The organism is Glutamicibacter uratoxydans, from assembly GCF_050753455.1.
Lineage (GTDB): Bacteria > Actinomycetota > Actinomycetes > Actinomycetales > Micrococcaceae > Glutamicibacter > Glutamicibacter uratoxydans_A.
Genome location: NZ_CP192736.1, coordinates 1,047,874 through 1,067,637, shown reverse-complemented (window position 1 = coordinate 1,067,637; position 19,764 = coordinate 1,047,874). Strand labels below are relative to the sequence as shown.

At 57.5% G+C, this 19,764-nt stretch carries 19 protein-coding genes; 1 reads left to right on the top strand and 18 read right to left on the bottom strand.

Annotation, left to right across the window (positions count from 1 at the left end):
- Nucleotides 1-23 precede the first annotated feature (23 nt).
- The 16 genes from ACQQZ8_RS04935 to dapA all read right to left on the bottom strand — a co-directional run bounded on the left by ACQQZ8_RS04935 (nucleotide 24) and on the right by dapA (nucleotide 16,804).
- On the bottom strand, nucleotides 24-872 hold the full coding sequence (locus ACQQZ8_RS04935) for a regulatory protein RecX (RefSeq protein WP_431711575.1): 849 nt from the start codon (nucleotides 870-872) through the stop codon (nucleotides 24-26).
- 2 nt (nucleotides 873-874) lie between these two features.
- The gene (gene recA / locus ACQQZ8_RS04930; protein WP_431711574.1) at nucleotides 875-1,927 is read right to left on the bottom strand and encodes a recombinase RecA; all 1,053 of its coding nucleotides are present in this window, start codon (nucleotides 1,925-1,927) and stop codon (nucleotides 875-877) included.
- A 203-nt stretch (nucleotides 1,928-2,130) separates the two neighbouring features.
- Entirely contained in the window at nucleotides 2,131-2,352 is a 222-nt protein-coding gene (locus tag ACQQZ8_RS04925) for a DUF3046 domain-containing protein (RefSeq protein ID WP_431711573.1), read from the bottom strand.
- Between the two features lie 77 nt (nucleotides 2,353-2,429).
- Nucleotides 2,430-2,858, bottom strand: coding sequence for a helix-turn-helix domain-containing protein (locus tag ACQQZ8_RS04920; protein WP_431711572.1), 429 nt, complete (start codon nucleotides 2,856-2,858; stop codon nucleotides 2,430-2,432).
- 196 nt (nucleotides 2,859-3,054) lie between these two features.
- Complete coding sequence (locus ACQQZ8_RS04915) at nucleotides 3,055-3,549, bottom strand: CinA family protein (protein WP_431711571.1); 495 nt, start codon at nucleotides 3,547-3,549, stop codon at nucleotides 3,055-3,057.
- Between the two features lie 3 nt (nucleotides 3,550-3,552).
- Nucleotides 3,553-4,155 carry a CDP-diacylglycerol--glycerol-3-phosphate 3-phosphatidyltransferase gene (gene pgsA, locus ACQQZ8_RS04910; protein WP_431711570.1) on the bottom strand — a complete coding sequence of 201 codons (603 nt, stop codon included), beginning with the start codon at nucleotides 4,153-4,155 and terminating at the stop codon, nucleotides 3,553-3,555.
- A gap of 3 nt (nucleotides 4,156-4,158) precedes the next feature.
- On the bottom strand, nucleotides 4,159-7,062 hold the full coding sequence (locus ACQQZ8_RS04905; RefSeq protein WP_431711569.1) for a DNA translocase FtsK 4TM domain-containing protein: 2,904 nt from the start codon (nucleotides 7,060-7,062) through the stop codon (nucleotides 4,159-4,161).
- 463 nt (nucleotides 7,063-7,525) lie between these two features.
- On the bottom strand, nucleotides 7,526-8,059 hold the full coding sequence (locus ACQQZ8_RS04900) for a DUF488 family protein (protein ID WP_431711568.1): 534 nt from the start codon (nucleotides 8,057-8,059) through the stop codon (nucleotides 7,526-7,528).
- A gap of 215 nt (nucleotides 8,060-8,274) precedes the next feature.
- Nucleotides 8,275-9,189: an ABC transporter substrate-binding protein gene (locus ACQQZ8_RS04895; protein WP_431711567.1), complete on the bottom strand. Its 915-nt coding sequence runs from the start codon at nucleotides 9,187-9,189 to the stop codon at nucleotides 8,275-8,277.
- Entirely contained in the window at nucleotides 9,186-9,947 is a 762-nt protein-coding gene (locus tag ACQQZ8_RS04890; protein WP_431711566.1) for an ABC transporter permease, read from the bottom strand. Before ACQQZ8_RS04890 ends, ACQQZ8_RS04895 begins: the two co-directional genes overlap by 4 nt.
- Nucleotides 9,944-10,630, bottom strand: a complete 687-nt coding sequence (locus ACQQZ8_RS04885) for an ABC transporter permease (protein ID WP_431711565.1) — start codon at nucleotides 10,628-10,630, stop codon at nucleotides 9,944-9,946. The genes ACQQZ8_RS04890 and ACQQZ8_RS04885 overlap by 4 nt, the downstream gene beginning before the upstream one ends.
- Nucleotides 10,627-11,454: an ABC transporter ATP-binding protein gene (locus tag ACQQZ8_RS04880; RefSeq protein WP_431711564.1), complete on the bottom strand. Its 828-nt coding sequence runs from the start codon at nucleotides 11,452-11,454 to the stop codon at nucleotides 10,627-10,629. The genes ACQQZ8_RS04885 and ACQQZ8_RS04880 overlap by 4 nt, the downstream gene beginning before the upstream one ends.
- Nucleotides 11,455-11,623: 169 nt before the next feature.
- A complete protein-coding gene (gene abc-f, locus ACQQZ8_RS04875; protein WP_431711563.1) occupies nucleotides 11,624-13,333 on the bottom strand; it encodes a ribosomal protection-like ABC-F family protein in 1,710 nt (569 codons plus the stop codon).
- Nucleotides 13,334-13,470: 137 nt separating this feature from the next.
- Nucleotides 13,471-13,986, bottom strand: a complete 516-nt coding sequence (locus ACQQZ8_RS04870; protein ID WP_431711562.1) for a hypothetical protein — start codon at nucleotides 13,984-13,986, stop codon at nucleotides 13,471-13,473.
- A gap of 178 nt (nucleotides 13,987-14,164) precedes the next feature.
- Entirely contained in the window at nucleotides 14,165-15,871 is a 1,707-nt protein-coding gene (locus ACQQZ8_RS04865; protein WP_431711561.1) for a ribonuclease J, read from the bottom strand.
- 21 nt (nucleotides 15,872-15,892) lie between these two features.
- Nucleotides 15,893-16,804, bottom strand: coding sequence for a 4-hydroxy-tetrahydrodipicolinate synthase (dapA, locus tag ACQQZ8_RS04860; protein WP_431711560.1), 912 nt, complete (start codon nucleotides 16,802-16,804; stop codon nucleotides 15,893-15,895).
- A gap of 73 nt (nucleotides 16,805-16,877) precedes the next feature.
- On the opposite strand from dapA, the gene ACQQZ8_RS04855 reads away from it, so the two are divergent.
- The gene (locus tag ACQQZ8_RS04855) at nucleotides 16,878-18,026 is read left to right on the top strand and encodes a heparan-alpha-glucosaminide N-acetyltransferase domain-containing protein (protein WP_431711559.1); all 1,149 of its coding nucleotides are present in this window, start codon (nucleotides 16,878-16,880) and stop codon (nucleotides 18,024-18,026) included.
- Nucleotides 18,027-18,436: 410 nt separating this feature from the next.
- Here the strand turns inward: ACQQZ8_RS04855 and ACQQZ8_RS04850 are convergent, their stop codons facing one another.
- Together ACQQZ8_RS04850 and dapB are read right to left on the bottom strand one after the other, a co-directional pair.
- The gene (locus ACQQZ8_RS04850; protein ID WP_431711558.1) at nucleotides 18,437-18,886 is read right to left on the bottom strand and encodes a hypothetical protein; all 450 of its coding nucleotides are present in this window, start codon (nucleotides 18,884-18,886) and stop codon (nucleotides 18,437-18,439) included.
- Nucleotides 18,883-19,641, bottom strand: coding sequence for a 4-hydroxy-tetrahydrodipicolinate reductase (gene dapB / locus ACQQZ8_RS04845; protein WP_431711557.1), 759 nt, complete (start codon nucleotides 19,639-19,641; stop codon nucleotides 18,883-18,885). Before dapB ends, ACQQZ8_RS04850 begins: the two co-directional genes overlap by 4 nt.
- Nucleotides 19,642-19,764 lie beyond the last annotated feature (123 nt).

Below are 19,764 nucleotides of genomic sequence, written 5' to 3'. Positions count from 1 at the left end.
TAGCCGCTGGTCTTGCCGGCGGCTCAGGACTCACCGAATCGCGCATCCCATTCTTCGCGTGCCACGCGGAAGGCTAGCGAGCCGTTATAGCCTTTACGTCCGAGCATGCCCACTAATCGGCGTAACGCCTTGTCTCGATCGACACCCATCGATTGTGGACGGAGTTTCACGCGAACCAGTTCGCGGGCGCGTTCCTCTTCGTCTTGGTCATCCACCTGTTCCAAGGCGAGTTGGGCGATTTCGTCGGCAATCCCCTTGGAACGGAGTTCATGTTTCAGGGCGCCGCGAGCGAGCCCGCGGGTCCGGGTTCTAGCGCGGACCCAGGCCTGAGCGAACTTTTCGTCATCCACCAGGTCGACCTCGACGAATCTTTCGATCACTTCGTCGGCGATAACCTCGGGGCATTCCTTGGCTAGCAACTTATCTTTAAGTTGCTTGGCGGATTTGTCGCTGGCGGTCAGCTGGCGGAGCAGTATTGCGCGGGCCTTTTCACGCCATTGATCATCGGTAAGCTCTTCTGGTTCGGTACTCTTCGTATCGGCCCGGCGTTCGCGCTGCTTGCTTCGTTTCTTCGGTGAACTCTTTGTCGAGACCGGGTTGAGCATGATTTCCTGCATGGCTTCACGCAGTTCATCCACCGAGGCGGGTTTGGCTGGTGCTTCCGGCTCGCTGGTGTCTTTGACCGTAGAGCGCTTGGGTGTGGGTGGGCTCGGCTCCCGTGTGGGTTCGGGCGGTTCAGGCACCTCCTCCGGAGCCGGCTTGGCCCAGTCGGGCATTTGCTCAGGGTCGCCATAAAATTCATCGGAAACGGGCGTAGCGCCGTACCCGGGATTCTTCCCAGGTACGGCGCTACGGTGACTACGTGGCGTCACGTTTACTCGCCTTCGACCACGCGCAGACCCTCGGTGCCGGTTTCAGCGTCTTCGGGCTTTTCAACAATTCCGAGCTTCTGCTTAATCTGCAGTTCCAGCTCATTGGCCAGATCAGGGTTGTCCTTCAGGAAGCGGCGCGCGTTTTCCTTACCTTGGCCCAGCTGATCTCCGTCGTAGGTGAACCAAGCACCAGACTTCTTCACCAAACCATGCTCGACTCCCATGTCGATCAAACTACCTTCGCGTGAAATACCCACGCCGTAGAGGATGTCGAATTCGGCTTGCTTGAACGGAGGGGCCATCTTGTTCTTGACGACCTTCACGCGAGTACGGTTACCAACGGGGTTGGCACCTTCCTTCAGCGTTTCAATACGGCGAATGTCCAGGCGTACCGAAGCATAGAACTTCAGCGCCTTACCACCGGTGGTGGTTTCTGGGCTACCGAAGAAGACACCAATCTTTTCACGCAACTGGTTAATGAAAATTGCGGTGGTCTTCGAAGCGGAGAGGCGACCAGTAATCTTACGCAGCGCCTGAGACATCAGGCGAGCTTGCAGACCCACATGGCTGTCACCCATTTCGCCTTCAATTTCGGCGCGAGGAACCAAGGCTGCGACCGAGTCGATCACGATGATATCGAGGGCTCCAGAGCCGACCAGCATATCCATGATTTCCAGAGCCTGTTCACCGGTGTCTGGCTGAGACACCAACAAGGCGTCCGTGTCTACACCGAGCTTCTTAGCGTATTCCGGATCCAATGCGTGCTCAGCGTCGATGAAGGCCGCGATTCCGCCGGCGCGCTGAGCGCTGGCCACAGCATGCAGTGCCACGGTGGTTTTACCCGAGGATTCTGGGCCATAGATCTCCACCACGCGTCCGCGTGGCAGACCTCCAATGCCCAGCGCCACGTCCAGAGCGACCGAACCGGTGGGGATGGCTTCAATCGGCGCGCGGGTATCATCCCCGAGGCGCATAACCGATCCCTTACCGAATTGCTTATCAATTTGGCCTAGGACGGATTCAAGCGCCTTCTCGCGATCATTCTTTGCTGCCATGGTTCACCTTTAGTCGTCGTGGCTACGTGGTGTATGCCTATCGATATTTTTCTTACTGCCCTCGATAGTACGACGGCACTCCGACATTTTGGATTCACTGGATCCAACTGTGGAAAATTTTTGTGCCTTACGTGTGCACGAGAACAACGCTATCCGAACACGTATTCGAATGCAAAGTCCGTTGCTTCGAATATGGCGGATTTTTATTCTTTGATTTCGATATCTGGTCCGAGCCAACGCTCACTGGGAACGTCTTGGGCCTTACAGATGGCCTGCCAGACCTCTCGCGGCTGCACCCCGCGGTTCAAAGCCTCGTTGGCGGTCATGCTGTTGAATTCGGACAGGGCTAAGGTCTCAGCCAGTACCCGCGAATACCGCGGACCGAATTCGTGATCCATATTTCGCCAAAAGTCACTCAATCGCACAGGCTCTATTCTCCCATTAACCACGTGAGACCCCCGCCTTGGCGGGAGTCTCGCGGATTCGAAGTTACTTCTATGTATTAGTGGGATGCCGAAGCCAGTGGGTTATCAAACCGCTCTGGCAAGTCGCTACCAAACTCGTTGGAGAATTCGGAAGGTACGGTATCCGGGATGGCAATTCCTTCGGCCAGTGCGATACGGTCGGAAACTTCGCGCAGCATCAGCGATAGGGGAACTTCTAAAGCCACGCAGATCGAAGACAGCAACTCACTGGATGCTTCCTTCTGACCGCGCTCCACCTCCGAGAGGTAGCCGAGGGAGACGCGTGCGCTATGCGAGACCTCGCGTAGGGTACGGCCCTGACGCTGTCGAACGTCGCGTAGGACATCACCGATTTCGTGACGGAGTACTACCATTTTGTGCTCCTCCTTCTCGCGCTGGACTTCGGCTGGTTCGCCCATGTCGCGCCAACGGACAACTCCATTGACCGTTACGGGTTGCTTAACCATGTGTGTGCCTCTGCTCCTAGGTTCATCATCGGTCTTCTTCAGACCCGGGTCGTGTTCTTGACCCGACACCTGTTTCAACGGTGCGAACCGGGTTTTTGTTCCCGATATCTTTAGCCTAATCAATCCAATGCGACGAATGCCACATACACAGCCTATTAATCAGAACTATTGCGTTATGTGTTCGCTAGCTACAGTATTACGAGATTTGCTGTGAATTTTCTTGGTTCAGGATGACAAGCAGCTGTTGAAGTGCCATCTGTGTGGCTCGGGCCCGAATTTGTTCTCGATCCCCGACGAAATGGTGCTCGATGGCTCCGTCCTGGGTTGCAGTAGCCCAACCGATAAAGACCGTACCGACCGATTTTCCGTCATGGGCCGAAGGCCCGGCCACGCCCGTGGCTGACACAGCCAGGTCCGCACCGCAGACCTCACGGGCACCACGCGCCATGGCGGCCGCCACCTCGGGATCAACCGATCCTTTGCGCTGCAGGAGCTCTGCCGACACACCTAAAAGTTGATGTTTAACTTCGGAAGAGTAACTAACCACGCCCCCGCGTAACACCGCCGAGGCACCGGCGACGGTAGCGAGAGCCGCACTGATTTGCCCAGCAGTCAGTGACTCAGCAGTGGCCAGTTGCATATTGGCTTGCACCGCACGCTGAATAACTTTATTGGCGATATCTTGCGGCATCGGCTAATCCTGATTGTTTCGATTCGCGGCAAGCACCAGCTTGACCGCTTTGAGCACATAATCCAATCCGGTTACTACCGTCACGACCAGCGTCAACAGCATCAAGTACCACGCGGCGATATTCAACCATTCAATGGTGTGGGTGAATGGCAATAAGTAGATGATGATGACCACCGCTTGGAGCACCGTCTTGATCTTTCCACCCATATCCGCGGCGATCACCCCATAACGAATCACTGCGAAACGCAGGAGGGTAATCCCCCATTCACGAACCAAAATGGCGATGGTGACCCACCAGGGAAGTTCGGTGAGAATCGAAAAGACCACCAACGCCGAACCGGTGAGCAACTTGTCGGCAATCGGATCGGCAATTTTGCCGAAGTTAGTAATCAGTCCACGGCTACGTGCCAAATCCCCGTCAAGTTTGTCGGTGTACATGGCCACTGCGAAGATGGCCACGGCTACCCACCGCCAGAGTCCCTGTTCCGACGCATCGGCCAACAGTGCCCACACGAAAAATGGCACCATCAAAATACGCAGTGTGGTGAGCACATTGGCAATATTGAGGGTTGGAACCGGCTGTTCGCCACTGGCGGGGTGAGTCATTGATTATCTTCCTGTCAGGTTCCAGGCGTCTTCGCCAGAGTCTTCATCATCATTGCCATCAAAGTAGTCAACCGCCTGTGGACGGGATTCCAAATCCTCGGCGACCAGATCTACCGGAGCGGCGTGGTTGACCTTGGCCTCAGTGACCAAAGCCTGTTCACTGGCGGTCGCCTGATGACTGGTTGCATCATCCCCGCGCATTGCGGCCAGCACAGCCGGCAGATCATCGGGTTTGACCAGCACGTCGCGGGCCTTGGATCCCTCAGAGGGACCTACTACGCCACGCGATTCCATCAGGTCCATCAAACGTCCGGCCTTGGCAAAGCCGACGCGTAATTTACGCTGCAGCATTGAGGTGGAACCAAACTGGCTGGTGACCACCAATTCGGTAGCCTGCAACAGCAGATCAAGATCGTCACCGATGTCTTCGTCAATCTTTTTCTTTTCCGCCACCGGGACCACGTCTTCGCGGTATTCGGGTTGCAGCTGTTCCTTCACGTGTTTCACCACGCGTTGAATCTCGGATTCGGTCACCCAAGCACCCTGGACACGCATGGGCTTGGACTGGCCCATCGGGAGGAAGAGCGCGTCACCCTGACCCAAGAGCTTTTCCGCACCGGGCTGGTCGAGCACCACCCGGGAGTCGGTGACCGAGGAGGTAGCAAAGGCCATGCGAGAGGGCACGTTGGCCTTAATCAGACCGGTCACCACATCCACCGACGGACGCTGGGTGGCCAAGACCAAGTGAATACCGGCGGCACGGGCCAACTGAGTAATACGCACGATCGCGTCTTCCACATCGCGTGGGGCCACCATCATCAAATCCGCCAGCTCGTCAACGATGACCAGCAAGTACGGGTAAGGCTTGAGCACGCGTTCGGATCCGGCGGGGACCTGAACCTTGCCGGCGCGCACAGCCTTATTGAAGTCATCGATGTGCTTGAACCCGAAGTTCGCCAGGTCGTCGTAGCGCGCATCCATTTCCCGCACCACCCAGGCTAAGGCTTCGGCAGCCTTCTTAGGGTTGGTGATAATCGGGGTGATCAGGTGCGGCACCCCTTCGTAGGCGGTGAGTTCCACACGCTTGGGGTCTACCATCACCATGCGCACTTGATCGGGGGTGGCACGCATCAGGATCGAGGTGATCATGGAGTTCACGAAGGAGGACTTACCGGCACCGGTGGCACCGGCCACCAACAGGTGCGGCATCTTGGCCAAGTTCGCGACTACGAACCCACCTTCAACGTCCTTACCCACGCCCATCACCATTGGGTGTTCAGTCTTACGGGCGTTGTGGCTGCGCAGCACATCACCGAGCGCGACAATTTCCTTATCGGCGTTCGGGATTTCGATACCGATGGCGCTCTTGCCCGGGATCGGAGACAGAATGCGCACATCCGAGGACGCCACCGCGTAGGAGATATTCTTGGATAGGGCGGTCACCTTCTCCACCTTGGTGCCCGGGGAGAGCTCAATCTCGTAGCGGGTCACCGTCGGTCCACGGGAGAACCCAGTAACCTGAGCATCCACCTTGAACTGGGTGAGGGTGTTGGTCAGCGCCGCCACAACCGCGTCGTTGGCCTCGGAATGTTCCTTGGCCGGCGGTCCGGCCGGCAGGTAAGTATCGGAAGGAAGCGTATAGGTCACGTCCCCCGAGAGCTGTAATTGTTCGGTGCGTGCAGGGATTGGGGCTAACGGCGGCGCGGGCTTGGTGTGATCCATCGCCACGGTGTTCATGGCATCGGTAGCTGTTTCAGGCTCGTTCTTGCCCAGCCCGATTTCCTCCATGATCGCAGCCATTTCAGTTTCGGCCTTGGTGGGACGTTTCACCCCTGGCGGCGGGGTGTCCGGGGCTAGTTCTGGTACTGCCATTGCTTCAGTGGCAGGCTCCGGATCACCCTTGCGACCCTGGGCTAAGACCTCTTCATCCAAAGCCACCGTGGCGTCTTCACCGGCTATCACCGCGGTGTCATAGGCAACGTCACCAGCATGCTCCGAGATGACATCCCCGTCCACATCATAGACTTCACTGGTCTTCTTAGACTTGGGTTTGAAGAAGTTCTGCCGCTTCTTCTTCGGCTTCTCCGGCGCGACTGGCTCATCTTGTCCGTAAAGATAAGTCTGATCGTGTTCCTCGGCATGCGGGTCGAGGTCTTGAGTTTCGCGCACCGGTTTGCTGCGCACCGCGTCCGGGTCCTGTCCCAGCAATTTGTTGTATCCGGTGCGAATCCGTGCCGGGATTTGTAATACCGGGGTGGCGGTGATGATCAGCACTGACATCAAGAGCAGCAGGATGAACACCGCCATGGCTCCGGGCACCGAGATCAATGCCGCCAGCGGGGTGCCAAGAATCGCCCCGACCATGCCTCCGGATTCCCACAAGGTTTCGAAGTCGGCGGTGACGCTGGGGGCACCGGCGACCAGATTCGCGGTGGCGGCTCCCGCGGAGGTAAGGATCGCTAGACCAATCCCGATACGATTATTTGCCGCATCATTCTCCGGATACCGGAAAAGTCGGGCGGCACCGATGAGTAGGATCGGTGGCAGCAACGCAGCCATAAAACCAAAGGTTCCACCGGCGAACGCGTGCACACCGCGTCCGAACCAGCCAACATCACGCAGCCCCCACCACTCAACGATCGCCACGGTCAGCGCAACGAGGGTGAGGAATAGGCCCGTACCGTCTCGACGAACTTCGTAGTCCGGGCGCACATTGCGACCGATTTTACGGAAAGCACCGCCCACCACCCGGGCAATGCCCATCCAGAATCCCAAGATCAGGCGAAGTGGCAATGCCAACTCGTGCTCGGGATTCTGCGGTGTTTTCTTGGTGGTCGCGTTGCCTGAACCGCGCGGCTTACGCGCTGGTGAAGTTTTCGCGCCCTTGGATTGGGTACGTGGAGCCATGTATCTAGAGTATCGCCCCGGTTTGGACGGAAGCTGAATTTACACGGAACAGCGGGCTTCGGACCTGTTTCACGCCCTAGGTACTAATCGAGCAAGGTAAGAGTAGTTGACCTGACATTTCTCTGTTTCCAGAGGCCAAGAACGGTCACTGCATGCCGGTTGAGTCATGAAGCACAAACCTAGCTCGGAGAATCATTCGGATGGTGTGCACCGGCTTAAGTGCGACCGCCGTGTACATCTTCAACCGCGCCGACCGGGCCATCACTGGGCCTAGAACACATCAGTTCAGCATCTAACCACGCAGATTTAGAGCCCCTTGGGTGCAAACCGAAAGGCAATAGGCCCGGGATCTCAGGTCGTGGACTTGGGCGGCTCGCCGAAAGTCGCGATACCCGTCGCCCCCTTCCTCCGGTGCTTGGGTGTATACCCCGCTGGTGGTACAAGGGCGAACCAAGCACACCGGTTAGTGACCCTTCGGGTAGTAGACCTGCCTCGTATTTTGGGGAATTGCCCCCGCACTCAATTCGGCGGGTTTAACCTGCCGGGGACCAAGAATATGGTGAACCGAGTGTTGCCGGATGAGCAAATAGTCGGTGATGATCCGTCGGTGGCACCGCCACCACACCGCTTCGGAGCACATGACCGCCACGGTTAGTTTTTCTCCACGCTCGATCAGCTGGCCTAGCCCATGCTCAAATTCGCTAGATAACGCATAGTCCGCATAGTTCTGAAAACTGCGGTTGGTCCACCACGCGTTGCGCTCGATGGGGACGTTTTTGCTGGCCGGCCGTCGGCCGGCCAGCTCGGGCAGATGCACATAGTTCACAGCGATTTCTTGCAGTGCGAGATCGAGATTGTCAGCGTTAAACTGCGGGTACTTTGTTGACCCGGTCAGTTTGCGGACGTCTACAAGCTGCTGAATCTGATTCTCTTGCAGTAGCTCGACGAACTCCTCCCATGACCGGTTCGAATGCCCAATGCTATAAAAAGTGGCCATCAGACCAGCTCCGGATAATTCTTCGACAGACCGAGACGGTGAGTTTGGTGAGTATGCATATGTCCGGTTTTCTACGCGTCGCGCCGTATGTGATGCCCGGTGGCACACAGCTGCCTGAGCGCTACTTGGTGTTGCTGCCAGAACCTGATGAGTAGGTGACAGGTTTACTGGAAAGCGCTAAGACAACCGGTCACCCGCGTATCGTGGCTATGCGCTTACTCAACGATTCCCACGGAATCCAACCATTCACTAGCGATAGTTTCAGCGGATTGCTGATCCACCGTACTCTTGACGTTTAGCTCGACCAAGTCCTGTGCGGACAGTTCGGCACTCACCGGGTTGATGACCTCAGCCAGTTGCGCGGCCATTGCTTCGTCAACAACCGGAACCACGTTGGATGCGAGGAAGAGTGCTTCTGGATCCTCAAGGACCACCAAATCTTCGGTTTGGATTCGCGGATCGGCCGTGAACACATTAGCCACGTTCACGGTTCCGGCCACCAGATCTTCCACGGTCGTGTCTCCGGTAGCGGAGAACTCCACTCCCAGCGCGTAGGTTTCTTCCAACCCCTTTGGTCCGTAGGGACGCTCGGCCAGTTCTGGCGGCCCGCCCAGTACCAGCGGCACACTCGAGAGCGTCAGATCAGCGATGCTGGTGAGATTTTGCTCTTGCGCAAAGGCCGCGGTCACGGTGTAGGAATCTTGGTCAGTGGCCTGAGCCATGTCCAAAACACTCAAGCCTTCGGGTAGGGCATCCTCTAGCGCTGCATAGACTTCCTCGGAGGCCCGCACCGTCGTGTCCGGATCAAAATACTGCAGGAGGTTTCCGGTATATTCCGGCATCAGATCGATACTTCCGTTCTCCAGCTGTGGGATGTAGGCGTCTCGTTGACCGATGTTGAATTGACGCTCCACCTCCATCCCAGAGCGTTCTAGGGCTTGGGCGTAGATTTCGGCGATGATCTCATTGGAGTAATAGGCTTGCGAGCCAACGACAATCGCTTCGGAAGTTTCCCCTGGCTGTGAGGATTCCTGTGCTAACGGATCGGAATTGCTGCAACTTGCGAGCGTGAGGCTGCCGGCTGCCAAGACCGCTAGTCCCAGCAGAGCTTTGGAGGATGAAGTTTTCATCTTGCTGACCTTTCGTTGGGGAGACTTTCTGGTTCACTTTGATTGATTGACCTTGGGTTATCGGTGTTCGCGGCTCGCGGCTTATCTTTGGTGGGTCGCGTGCCGTGTGGGACGCTGAGTTTTTGAGCCCCGGCTAGTAGTAGGTCAAGAACGAGTGCTAACACTGCGACCAACAGGGCCCCACCGAGCACCATGTCGTAGCGGCGCAAGTTCAAGCCCGTGATAATCGGCAATCCAAGCCCACCGAGATTCACGTATGCGGCGATTGTCACCGTGGCGACTACTTGAAGAATTGCCGAGCGTAGACCGCCAACCAGTAGCGGCAGTCCCAGTGGGATCTCCACTTTGCGCAGAATTTCGCTTTCAGTCATCCCCACCGCCCGGGCCGCGTCAAGGGTTTTACGATCGATCGCTTCGAAGCCGGTATAAGCACCGGCCAAGATCGAGGGGACGGCCAACAGTACGAAGGTTAGGATCGCGGCCTCCGGTTTGTGCAAGACACCAAAGAGCAGCACCAACAGAATGAGCAATCCAAAGGAAGGCACCGCACGGGCCAGTCCGGAGATGCTGACTGCGATTTCCCTACCTTTGCCGGTGTGTCCGATCCACCAGCCGATCGGAATACCGATCAACGCTGCCAGTGCCACCGCCACCGCGGTATAGCCCAAATGTTGTAGCAGCATGATCAGTAGGGAATTTGCTCCCTGCCACTGTTCGGGGGCAAGGATCCAGTTCACCGCTTCGCCGAGTAAATTCATCGGTTCATCACCGAGCTTTGGGTGACTTTCCGGCTTTTCGTTGCACGGTGTGAGGTGGTGGCCCATGGGAGCAGTACTCGACTAAGCCACACCAACAGTAGGTCGATCAGCAGCGCGATGAGTGCGACTGCAAGAATTCCCGCAAAGACTTCGGCGATGATCCGCCGTTGCAGTCCGTTGGTGAAGAGATATCCAAGATTTGTGACCCCAACCAAAATACCGACGGTGGCCAGCGAGATCGTGCTGACGGCAGTCACTCTCAGCGCGGCTAGTATCACCGGCCCAGCCAGTGGTAACTCCACGCTAAAGAAGCGACGTCGTGGCCCGTAGCCCATGGCGGTGGCCGCGGATCGAGTCGCCGGGTCCACCGAGTCCAGTCCGTCAACCACCCCACGCACCATAATGGCGATCGCGTAAATGATGAGCGCTAAAATGAGGTTCGCTTCACTGATCGCGCTCATTCCGGTGAGCACCGGAAGAATCATCAGTAGCGCCAGTGAAGGGATGGTGTAAAGCAGCCCAGTGCCGGTCACCAGCGGGACTCGCACCACCCGGTAACGCCAGGCAAGCCAACCTAAGGGAATGGAAAGTACGAAACCAGCCAGAATCGCGATCAAGCTTTGACGTAGGTGGATCCCAGCCAACGAGAAAATCAGCTCAAGATTCTGTCCAATCCAGTTCATAGTGTCTGCTCGTCCTGAATAAGACGCCCCTGGGTTCGGCCCTGCTGATCAACCAGAACCGTACCGTCCGGGGTGTGTTTGATCGACAAGGCCCGGGCGCCGCGTTCGGCTCCGATGAAGCTGGATACAAAGTCGTTGGCTGGTTTTTCGATGATGCTGCTGGGGCTGCCCACTTGAAGTTTCTGCGCCCCGGCCGCGAGAATCACCACTTGGTCGCCCAGCAGGAAGGCTTCGTCAATATCGTGGGTTACAAACACCACGGTTTTATCCAGTTCACGTTGCAAGCGGAGCAGCTCTTCTTGAAGTTCGGCTCGGACGATCGGGTCTACCGCCCCGAAGGGCTCGTCCATCAACAGAATGTTCGGATCCGCGGCGAGCGCACGAGCCACGCCCACGCGCTGTTGTTGTCCCCCGGACAGTTGGTGAGGGTACCGGTCAGCCATCGAGGTGTCCAGACCAACCGTTTCCATCAGTTCCAGCGAACGCTTCCGAGCGGACCGCCGGGTCTGCCCCTGCAATCGGGGAACCGTGGAAATATTCTGTTCCACGGTGAAGTGAGGCAATAACCCGGCGTTTTGCATGACATAACCGATACTTCGACGCAATTGAACCGCGTCTCGGGTGGAAATGTCGGTTCCGTCAATACTTAGCATTCCGCCGCTGGGCTCTACCATCCGGTTGATCATGCGCAAAAGGGTGGTTTTGCCGCAGCCTGAGGAACCGACGAAGACGGTGGTCTGCCGCGGCGGAATTTGCAGGCTAAAGTCCGACACCGCTTGGGTGCCGTCGGGATAGTTTTTGAATACCGAGTGAAACTCGATCATTGAGGCACACCGTGGCTCGTGTGAATTCTTTCTCTGACAACCTCGAACATCTGCTGCCTCCTAGCGGGGATCTTGTGCCCATTCTGCCCTAGTCATGATCTGGTGCACAGTCTGCGGGTGAACCTTTCGGTTTCTATTCAGGTAGCTTGCGCAGCATGCAGAAATTCGCTCAGTCTTGTGCTTTCACGGTTCCTTCAACGACCTGCAACCGATGTACCTGTCCTTGAGCCAATAATTGTTCCCGCCAGCGCCGGTCATGTGTCACGGTAATCACCGTCCCCGGATAGCTCCCCAGAGCGTCTTCGAGCTGTTCGATGAGTGCCGGGGCCAAATGATTGGTCGGTTCATCCAGTAGTAACAGGTCGGCTTCCATGCTCAACGCGATCGACAATTCGAGGCGCCGCCGTTGCCCTACCGAAAGGCTTGCCGGATGCCGGGTGAGGTCTTGGGGTACAAACAGTCCCAGCTCAATCAATACTTCAAGGGCCTGCTCAAGATGGCTCTGCGTAGCGCGGGCAAAAGCTTCCAATAGCGTAGTACCCGCGGGTGGATGAGCCACGTCCTGTCGCAGCCAACCGACCCGCAGCCCAGGCAGCCGCCATATTTTGCCTTCCGGTACAGCCAGCTCCCCCGCCAAGAGCCGGAGCAAGGTACTCTTACCGGCACCGTTCGGACCGCTAATTAACCAGCGTTCGGCGCGGGAGATCTGAAGTTCGTCGAGTTTCAAACGTGGCGGCTGTTCGCGGCGAATGTCGCTGATGTTCAGAAGTGCCGTGCCCGGAAGCGGGACAGACTTCTCCTGCGGGATCGCAAACTCCAGTTTGGCGGCGGGACGCGTAACCGGGTCGGCGGTGAGCTCTGCGATGCGCGATTTGGCCTGCCTTATCTTCGAGGTCGAGCCATGGGTTCGGCTGCGCGCCCGAAAGGAGCCGTGCCCAAAGCCAGCTTTCTCAAGTTTGCGTGGAATCGCCGCAACCCGGTCCGCGTTTTTCTTCACCAAGGTGCCCACCCGGTGCATTTCTTGCTCCCACAATTCATAAGCTCGCACCGCATCGGCGCGCTCCTTGGCCTTCGCGTTCAAATAGGAACGGTAGTCCCCCGGATATCTGCGCAGTTTCCCGCCTGAAATCTCAACGATCGTGGTTGCAAAGCTAGCAAGAAATACTCGGTCGTGACTCACGACCACCAGTGCCCCCTGGTAAGTCTGCAAGGTATGCTCCAGCCAAAGCAGCGCGTTTTCATCCAAGTCATTGGTCGGCTCATCCAGTAACAGCAGCTCAGCTCCGGAGCACAATACGCAGGCTAGTGAAAGTCTGGCACGTTGCCCACCCGAAAGCGTGTTGATCTCCCGTTGTCGGTCTAGGCCACCTAGCCCTAGCTGTTCCAAGGCATTGGCCACACGTTGTTCTAAGCTGTACCCCTCGGCGGCTTCGTATAGGTCCGTGACCTGTTGCAGCTGGGCGAGCAAGCGCTCGACATTCTCACCGGTTGCGTCCTGCAGGCGCTGCCCGATTGTTTCGAGGAGCTCTTCAAGCCGGCGGAATCGGTGGTGGTAGGAATCGATCACCTGTTGCACGGTTTCTTGCGCCGCGAAAACCGGGTTTTGCGCGGCATAGGCCATCCCGGCCGGCGTGTGGAGGGTTCGTTGACCGTGGTTGGGTGCACTGAGGCCGGCCAGAACCTTGAGTAACGTCGATTTCCCCGAACCATTGTCACCCACGATTACCAGCTTCTCCGACGCATTGAGACGAAGGTTGACCTCGGAAAGCACATCCAGCTCACCAAAACTGACACTAATATCTGTCAGTTCGCACGTAAACCCGGAATCTGGTGCTGTTGGCCGGTGCTGGGCAGGATCCGGTTGCGGGATGTGGGACATGACCGTATCACCGCCGAGCGTGTCTTAAGCAGGCGCTGCTCCCCCGCTACCGGGTACACCTAATCTAGCGGTTTTGATCCTACGCCTATTAAGTCAACGGATCTAGCCTCAGTGGAAGAGTCGGTAATGAACCATGTTCAGGTATACGCGGGCGGCTGCGAGCCGGTTTTCCGTTCCCGACGTCGCAGAATGCAATGAAGAATCACTAACCCACCAATCCCGCTGACCAACACCACGGCACCGGCGAACACCAGGTTAGGCATGCGTACGTCACCGGCGAATAAGAACATCTGCAAGCCGAAAGCAGAGACTAATCCTCCAGCAAGTCCGCCGAGGCCAGTAGCAAGTAATTGCCGAGCCCGCGATGGAAAGGACGCACGGTTGAACGCGAGCTTTAAAGCCAGCAAAGCCCCCGCCACCGGCGCGAGCGAGGCAAGGAACCCCAATAATCCACTGACCCCGAGGATCAACAAGGTCATCTCCAGGAAACTGGCCAAAGACCCAAGCACATCCTCTTCGGGAAACCAGAGCAGCTCGGGGAGGAAAAACAGCATTGCGCTGGCCATTCCTAACACGGTTCCGCTACACAGCCCGGCAACGATCAATGGACCGATGAGGGAATTCGCGTAGTCCTGAGCTTGCAGCGGCTTCATACTCTAGATCCTAGGTGATTAATTCGCGACTTCGACAAAAAGTTGCGAGCTGATACCGCTACCGGATCCGGGCTAAGTGACGCTCAAGGTTGATGCGACGGAATTTCGGCCGGAGCAGCACAAAGCCCCGTGCGCTCGCACGGGGCTTGATGCTGTACTAAGTGATGAGCCAGCGTTCCTAGGCTTCGAGAACCACCGGGACGATCATGGGGCGACGACGCAGTTTGCGCGACACCCATGAACCGATCACCCGGCGGACAATCTGCTGCAACTGGTGAGTGGTATGCGTTGGATTATTCGCCACCGCTTCCAGGATCGCAGCTTCGATCTTGGGTTTAATCTCGTCAAAGACCGAATCGTCTTCAGCCACACCGCGGGCGTTGATCTCCGGACCGGTAATGACTGTGCCATTTTGGCGGTTGATCACGGTGATCACCGAGATGAAGCCCTCTTCGCCAAGGACCACACGATCTTTCAGATCGTCATCGGTGATGGTGCCGACCTTTGAACCGTCCACATACACGTAGCCGCAATCCACTTGGCCTACCAGCTGGGCGATGCCGTCCTTCAAATCGATCACCGAACCGTCCTCGGCGAGGATCACGTTTTCTTCCGGAACACCAGACTGCGCGGCCAGTCGGCCGTTGGCAATCAGGTGGCGGGTTTCGCCGTGCACCGGCAAGACGTTCTTGGGACGCAAAATGTTGTAGCAGTACAGCAATTCACCGGCCGAAGCATGCCCCGACACGTGAACCTTGGCCATCCCCTTGTGGATGACCTCGGCGCCCAGGCGCATCAACCCATTGATCACCCGGAAGACCGCGTTCTCATTGCCCGGGATCAGGCTAGAAGCCAGGATGACGGTATCCCCGGCACCCACCTCAACCTTGTGGCTGCCGTTAGCCATCCGGGACAGCGCAGCCATCGGCTCGCCTTGCGAACCGGTAGACATCAGTACAATCTTGTTCTCGGGCAGCTGTTCGACCTGTTTCAGATCCACCAGCACGTCTTGTGGAACATGCAGGTATCCCAGACGTTCGGCGATTCCCATATTACGAACCATCGAACGGCCAATGAACGCCACCTTCCGCCCGTGCAGGGCCGCGGCATCTAAGACCTGCTGGACACGGTGTACGTGGGAGGAGAAGGAAGCGACGATAATCCGGCGGCGAGCCTTGGCGAACTGTGCTTCAAGGACCGGGCCAATATCCTTCTCAGCCACGGTGAAGCCTGGCACCTCGGCGTTGGTGGAGTCTGGCAGGAACAAGTCCACACCTTCCTCACCCAGTCGCGCGAAGTGACGCAGATCGGTGATGCGCCCATCCAGTGGCAGCTGGTCCATTTTGAAGTCGCCGGTGTGCAGCACGGTACCGGCCGCGGTACGGATGAAGACCGCTAGTGCGTCCGGAATCGAGTGGTTCACTGCCACGTATTCGCACTCGAACGGGCCGATTTGGCTGACTTCACCTTCCACCACAATGGTGGAGTTGGCCTTCAACCGGTGTTCAGCCAGCTTCGCCTCAACAAAAGCCAAGGTCAGCTTCGAACCGTAGATCGGGATATCCTCACGCAACCGCAGCAGGTACGGAACCGCACCGATATGGTCTTCGTGACCGTGGGTGAGCACCAAGCCCACCACATCATCAAGGCGATCCTTGATATAGGAGAAGTCCGGCAGGATCAGATCCACGCCAGGCTGGTGCTCCTCGGGGAAGAGCACACCACAGTCCACAATCAGCAGCTTCGAATCGATTTCGAAGACCGCCATATTTCGGCCTACCTCGCCCAGACCACCGAGCGGGACAACACGCAAGGTTCCCGGCTTGAGTTTGGCGGGCAGCTGCAATCGTGCAGTATCAGCCTTGCCTACGGATGCTTCGGTCATGAACGATAACGCCCTTTCTGGTTATAGATCCCAGCCCGCCTCACGAAGATCAGCGCGGATGGTCTCAAGTTCGGCGTCCGATGGCGCAAAGAGCGGCAAACGGACGATGTTGTTCGGCAGGACACCCTGCCAATGAAGTATGTTTTTCGCTGCGACGGCACCTTGAATGTGGCTCATCACGGCACGCTGGATGGGATCCAGCTCAAAGTGTGTGGCACGCGCGGTTTCCAGATCCCCGGCGAGCATGGCGTCAACCAGCTTGCGGTACTGGGCGGTGGCCACATGCGCGGACACCGACACCACGCCGACCGCACCGGCGGCCATCAGTGGCAAGGTCAGCCCGTCATCACCCGAGTACACGTGCAAGTCGGTGTTGGCCAGCACGGTGGTGGTGGACTGGTAGTCGGCCTTGGCATCCTTCAGGGCAATCACCTGTGGGATCTGGGCCAAGGCGATCAAGGTTTCGGCGGTAATTTCGATTCCGGAGCGGCCCGGAATGTCGTACATCATGATCGGCAGGTCTACCGCCTCGGCGATAGCCTTGGTGTGGGCGATTACTCCGGCCTGACTTGGCTTGTTGTAGTAGGGTGCGGTCACCAAGATACCGTCGACCCCAGCTTCCTTGGCCGCCAGGCTCAGCGCGATGGAGTGACGGGTATCGTTCGTAGTGGAGCCTGCAATCACCGCAGCACGATCGCCTACGGCTTGCACCACGGTACGGAACATCCCAATGTTCTCTTCATCGGTCAGTGTGGAAGTTTCACCGGTAGTACCGGTGACCACGAGGCCATCGCAGCCCTCGTCCACCAACTTCGTGGCAAGTTTTGCCGCTGCATCGTAGTCAACTTCATCGTCCACGGTGAAGGGCGTGACCATGGCGGTCAGCACGGTGCCAAATGGGTACGCAGTATTTTTTGATGCATTCGAAGCCATAATTCAAATCTACACGTCAAGGACCGCCGTTAGCATCTTCTTGCGGTTCTGTGATGCCATTATGGCTATGCGAATGAGCACAACTAACCGGCTAGCCGGTCTCGATGCCGCACGAACGTTGGCAATTCTGGGGATGTTTGCGGCACACATCTTCCCGCTGTATCTCACCGATGCTTCCGGTGAGCTACAGGCGACAACCACCGGGCTCGTAGCCTCCGGCCGCGCTTCGGTACTGTTTATGGTGTTAGCCGGGGTGTCCTTGGGGCTGTTCGCTGGCGGTTTGCAACGCCGGGGCATGGGCACCGCACAGCGGATACTGGTGATTCTTCGCAGAGCATTAGTCATTGCCGTGCTTGGCATGCTCATTGGGCCTTTTAATGAGGGTATCGCCAATATTCTGGTGCATTACGGGGTGTTATTTGCCCTGCTCAGTGTCGCAGTATTACTCCCAACGAAGGCGCTTGCCCCGTTAGCTGGGCTCTGGTTAGTCGCGACCCCAGTATGCTGGCGTCCACTGGCCGACCGTTGGCAGGATCAGACATTGGGACATAATCCCTCCTTCTTGGACCTGCAGGACCCAATCCTGTTATTCATGGATCTGAGTATTAGCGGCTACTACCCATTATTGGTGTGGTGTGGTTATGGCCTGTTGGGATTATCGCTGAGCCGTTTGCCGCTGCACCGGGCCACCACCGCCGGATGGTTATTAGCTGGTGGCGCCTTATTGGCGGTAGCCACACAGCTGATCGGGTGGGCGCTGACCGGACCGTTGCTGACGCAAATCGCTCGGGCTACCGGCTGGAGCACCGAAGCAGCCAGTGTGGCCATGCAGGCTGGCCGCGCCCCAGGCGGCAACATCGACTCACTGCTCTCCAGCACTTTCTATTTGTGGTTGCCGGCCCCGCATTCCACCTCGTTGATCAATACCCTTCATACGGCCGGTTGCGCGGTAGCGCTTTTGGGTCTGTGCCTACTGGTCACCGACCGGTTAGGGTATCTCGGCGGGCTAGTGGCTGCAGCTGGACGTGCCCCCTTGACCCTGTACACCGGGCATCTGATCCTGCTTCCGATTCTGCAAAGCTTCGCCTCCGAATGGACGATTTGGTGGGTGCTATGCGTTCTGGTGGCATTGACCGCCGTGGTCTTGAAACGCACCGGTCGGTCGGCACCTTTGGAAGCGGGAGTGAAGTACCTTTCAGGAGCAGCAACTACACCACGCTGATCCCCGTCAGCTAACGTTCCGTGGCATACGCTGGCTGCGCACCATCACGCTCGGGGGCGCGTCGCCGATGCTCAGCGCATGAACGCTGAAACCACAAACCTCTGCCGGTGAGTTCAGCGCGCTCCGCCAAACTCACCAGCCTGCACAATAGTGATTGAGGAAATCGGTCAGGGGTTGGTCATGCCGGGTCGCGACTGACCAAAACCCTGATCATTGAGCTCTGCGGAGTAAATGAGGAAGCCTAATCGGCTGCTTTCACCGTGGGCGTGGCGTTCCCGATGTGGAAGCTGCTGAGCATACGCAACCTGTGGAGAGTTCACTGCTTTTGCACGGAGAATAACTAGCCCAGAAATGACTCAGACCCGTACCCCCAAATGGCAGGTACGAGTCTGGATCGGTGACTGCGTAAGTTATTTAGTTTTTTGTTCTTGCACCCAGTAGTTGATGGAGGTGCGCATCGAAGTTCGGGCGCGGCGCCGATCCCCACAGGCATCGTAGGCCAGTGCCAAGCGGTACCAAGACTTCCACGACTCGGGGTGAGCTTCCACGTCGGCCTGATGATTAGGGAAGTCCGCGTCAGCAGCTTCCCGAACAAAACGTCCCGAAGGCATCCTGGGCAGATCCTCGGGAAGCTCACCGGCCTCAGCCAACTGCTTGCCCATTTTCTGGGTGCGCAGTCCAAAGATAATCTCGCGGATGAGGATCCACACACCCAGAGTCGGGATGACCAATACGGCCACACCCATCACCTGAGCGATCAGCTCACCACTGGTAATAAAGCGGTAGGCCTGATTGAAGGTCATGATCAGGTAAAGCACAAAGAGGGCCAGAATGCCGGCAACCCAGAGTTTGGTTTTCATGCGCCGAGCTCCAAATAACCGTCTAAGCCATAGGTCAGTCCCGCACGGTCAGCCACGGTACGCAGTCCCAACAGGACGCCCGGCATGAAAGAGGCCCGATCGTAGGAATCGTGACGAAGTGTCAATTGTTCGCCTGCGGAGCCCAGCAAGACTTCTTGGTGAGCGACCAATCCACGAAGGCGCACCGAATGCACGTTGACCGAATCAACCACCGCGCCGCGCGCCCCGTCCAGCTGAGTCTCGGTGGCATCCGGGCTCGGTCCGAGACCAGCCTTGGTGCGCGCCGCAGCAATCAGTTCGGCGGTGCGTACCGCGGTGCCGCTAGGTGCATCGACCTTATTTGGGTGATGCAGTTCAATGATTTCCACCGATTCAAAATATTTGGCTGCGGTGGCGGCGAAGGCACTGGCCAACACCGATCCCAGCGCAAAGTTTGGTGCGATCAGCACACCAACATCCGGTCGGGTCCCCAATAGTTCACTGAGCGCGGCACGCTTAGTATCATCCCAGCCGGTGGTACCCACCACGGCATGCAGCCCGTTCTCCACGGCGAATCGAACGTTGCTCTCGGTAGAACTGGGGACAGAAAGGTCTACAACGTGCGTGGCACCGGCCTCGATAATGCTGGACAGTTCATCCCCGCGGCCTAACGCGGCAACCAGTTCCATATCTTCGGCGGCTTCCACGGCTTTAACCGCTTCGGCCCCCATCCGGCCCTTCGCGCCAATCACGGCGACCTTTATCTGTGCACTCATGGTTTCTAGAATATCCTTTTCGTACGCCCCTGCCGGACTTGGGTTAAGTGAGCTGCCCCGGTGATGACGCACCAGTCGTTGACTACGAGCCCGAGAAGCGCAGGTTTTCGATCGGAAATATAC

Coding starts and splice junctions, on each gene's coding strand:
- recA (WP_431711574.1), bottom strand. CDS start 1,927: ATGGCAGCAAAGAATGATCGCGAGAAGGCGCTTGAATCCGTCCTAGGC.
- ACQQZ8_RS04920 (WP_431711572.1), bottom strand. CDS start 2,858: ATGGTTAAGCAACCCGTAACGGTCAATGGAGTTGTCCGTTGGCGCGAC.
- ACQQZ8_RS04915 (WP_431711571.1), bottom strand. CDS start 3,549: ATGCCGCAAGATATCGCCAATAAAGTTATTCAGCGTGCGGTGCAAGCC.
- pgsA (WP_431711570.1), bottom strand. CDS start 4,155: ATGACTCACCCCGCCAGTGGCGAACAGCCGGTTCCAACCCTCAATATT.
- ACQQZ8_RS04905 (WP_431711569.1), bottom strand. CDS start 7,062: ATGGCTCCACGTACCCAATCCAAGGGCGCGAAAACTTCACCAGCGCGT.
- ACQQZ8_RS04900 (WP_431711568.1), bottom strand. CDS start 8,059: ATGGCCACTTTTTATAGCATTGGGCATTCGAACCGGTCATGGGAGGAG.
- ACQQZ8_RS04895 (WP_431711567.1), bottom strand. CDS start 9,189: ATGAAAACTTCATCCTCCAAAGCTCTGCTGGGACTAGCGGTCTTGGCA.
- ACQQZ8_RS04890 (WP_431711566.1), bottom strand. CDS start 9,947: ATGAATTTACTCGGCGAAGCGGTGAACTGGATCCTTGCCCCCGAACAG.
- ACQQZ8_RS04885 (WP_431711565.1), bottom strand. CDS start 10,630: ATGAACTGGATTGGACAGAATCTTGAGCTGATTTTCTCGTTGGCTGGG.
- ACQQZ8_RS04880 (WP_431711564.1), bottom strand. CDS start 11,454: ATGATCGAGTTTCACTCGGTATTCAAAAACTATCCCGACGGCACCCAA.
- abc-f (WP_431711563.1), bottom strand. CDS start 13,333: ATGTCCCACATCCCGCAACCGGATCCTGCCCAGCACCGGCCAACAGCA.
- ACQQZ8_RS04870 (WP_431711562.1), bottom strand. CDS start 13,986: ATGAAGCCGCTGCAAGCTCAGGACTACGCGAATTCCCTCATCGGTCCA.
- ACQQZ8_RS04865 (WP_431711561.1), bottom strand. CDS start 15,871: ATGACCGAAGCATCCGTAGGCAAGGCTGATACTGCACGATTGCAGCTG.
- dapA (WP_431711560.1), bottom strand. CDS start 16,804: ATGGCTTCGAATGCATCAAAAAATACTGCGTACCCATTTGGCACCGTG.
- ACQQZ8_RS04855 (WP_431711559.1), top strand. CDS start 16,878: ATGAGCACAACTAACCGGCTAGCCGGTCTCGATGCCGCACGAACGTTG.
- ACQQZ8_RS04850 (WP_431711558.1), bottom strand. CDS start 18,886: ATGAAAACCAAACTCTGGGTTGCCGGCATTCTGGCCCTCTTTGTGCTT.
- dapB (WP_431711557.1), bottom strand. CDS start 19,641: ATGAGTGCACAGATAAAGGTCGCCGTGATTGGCGCGAAGGGCCGGATG.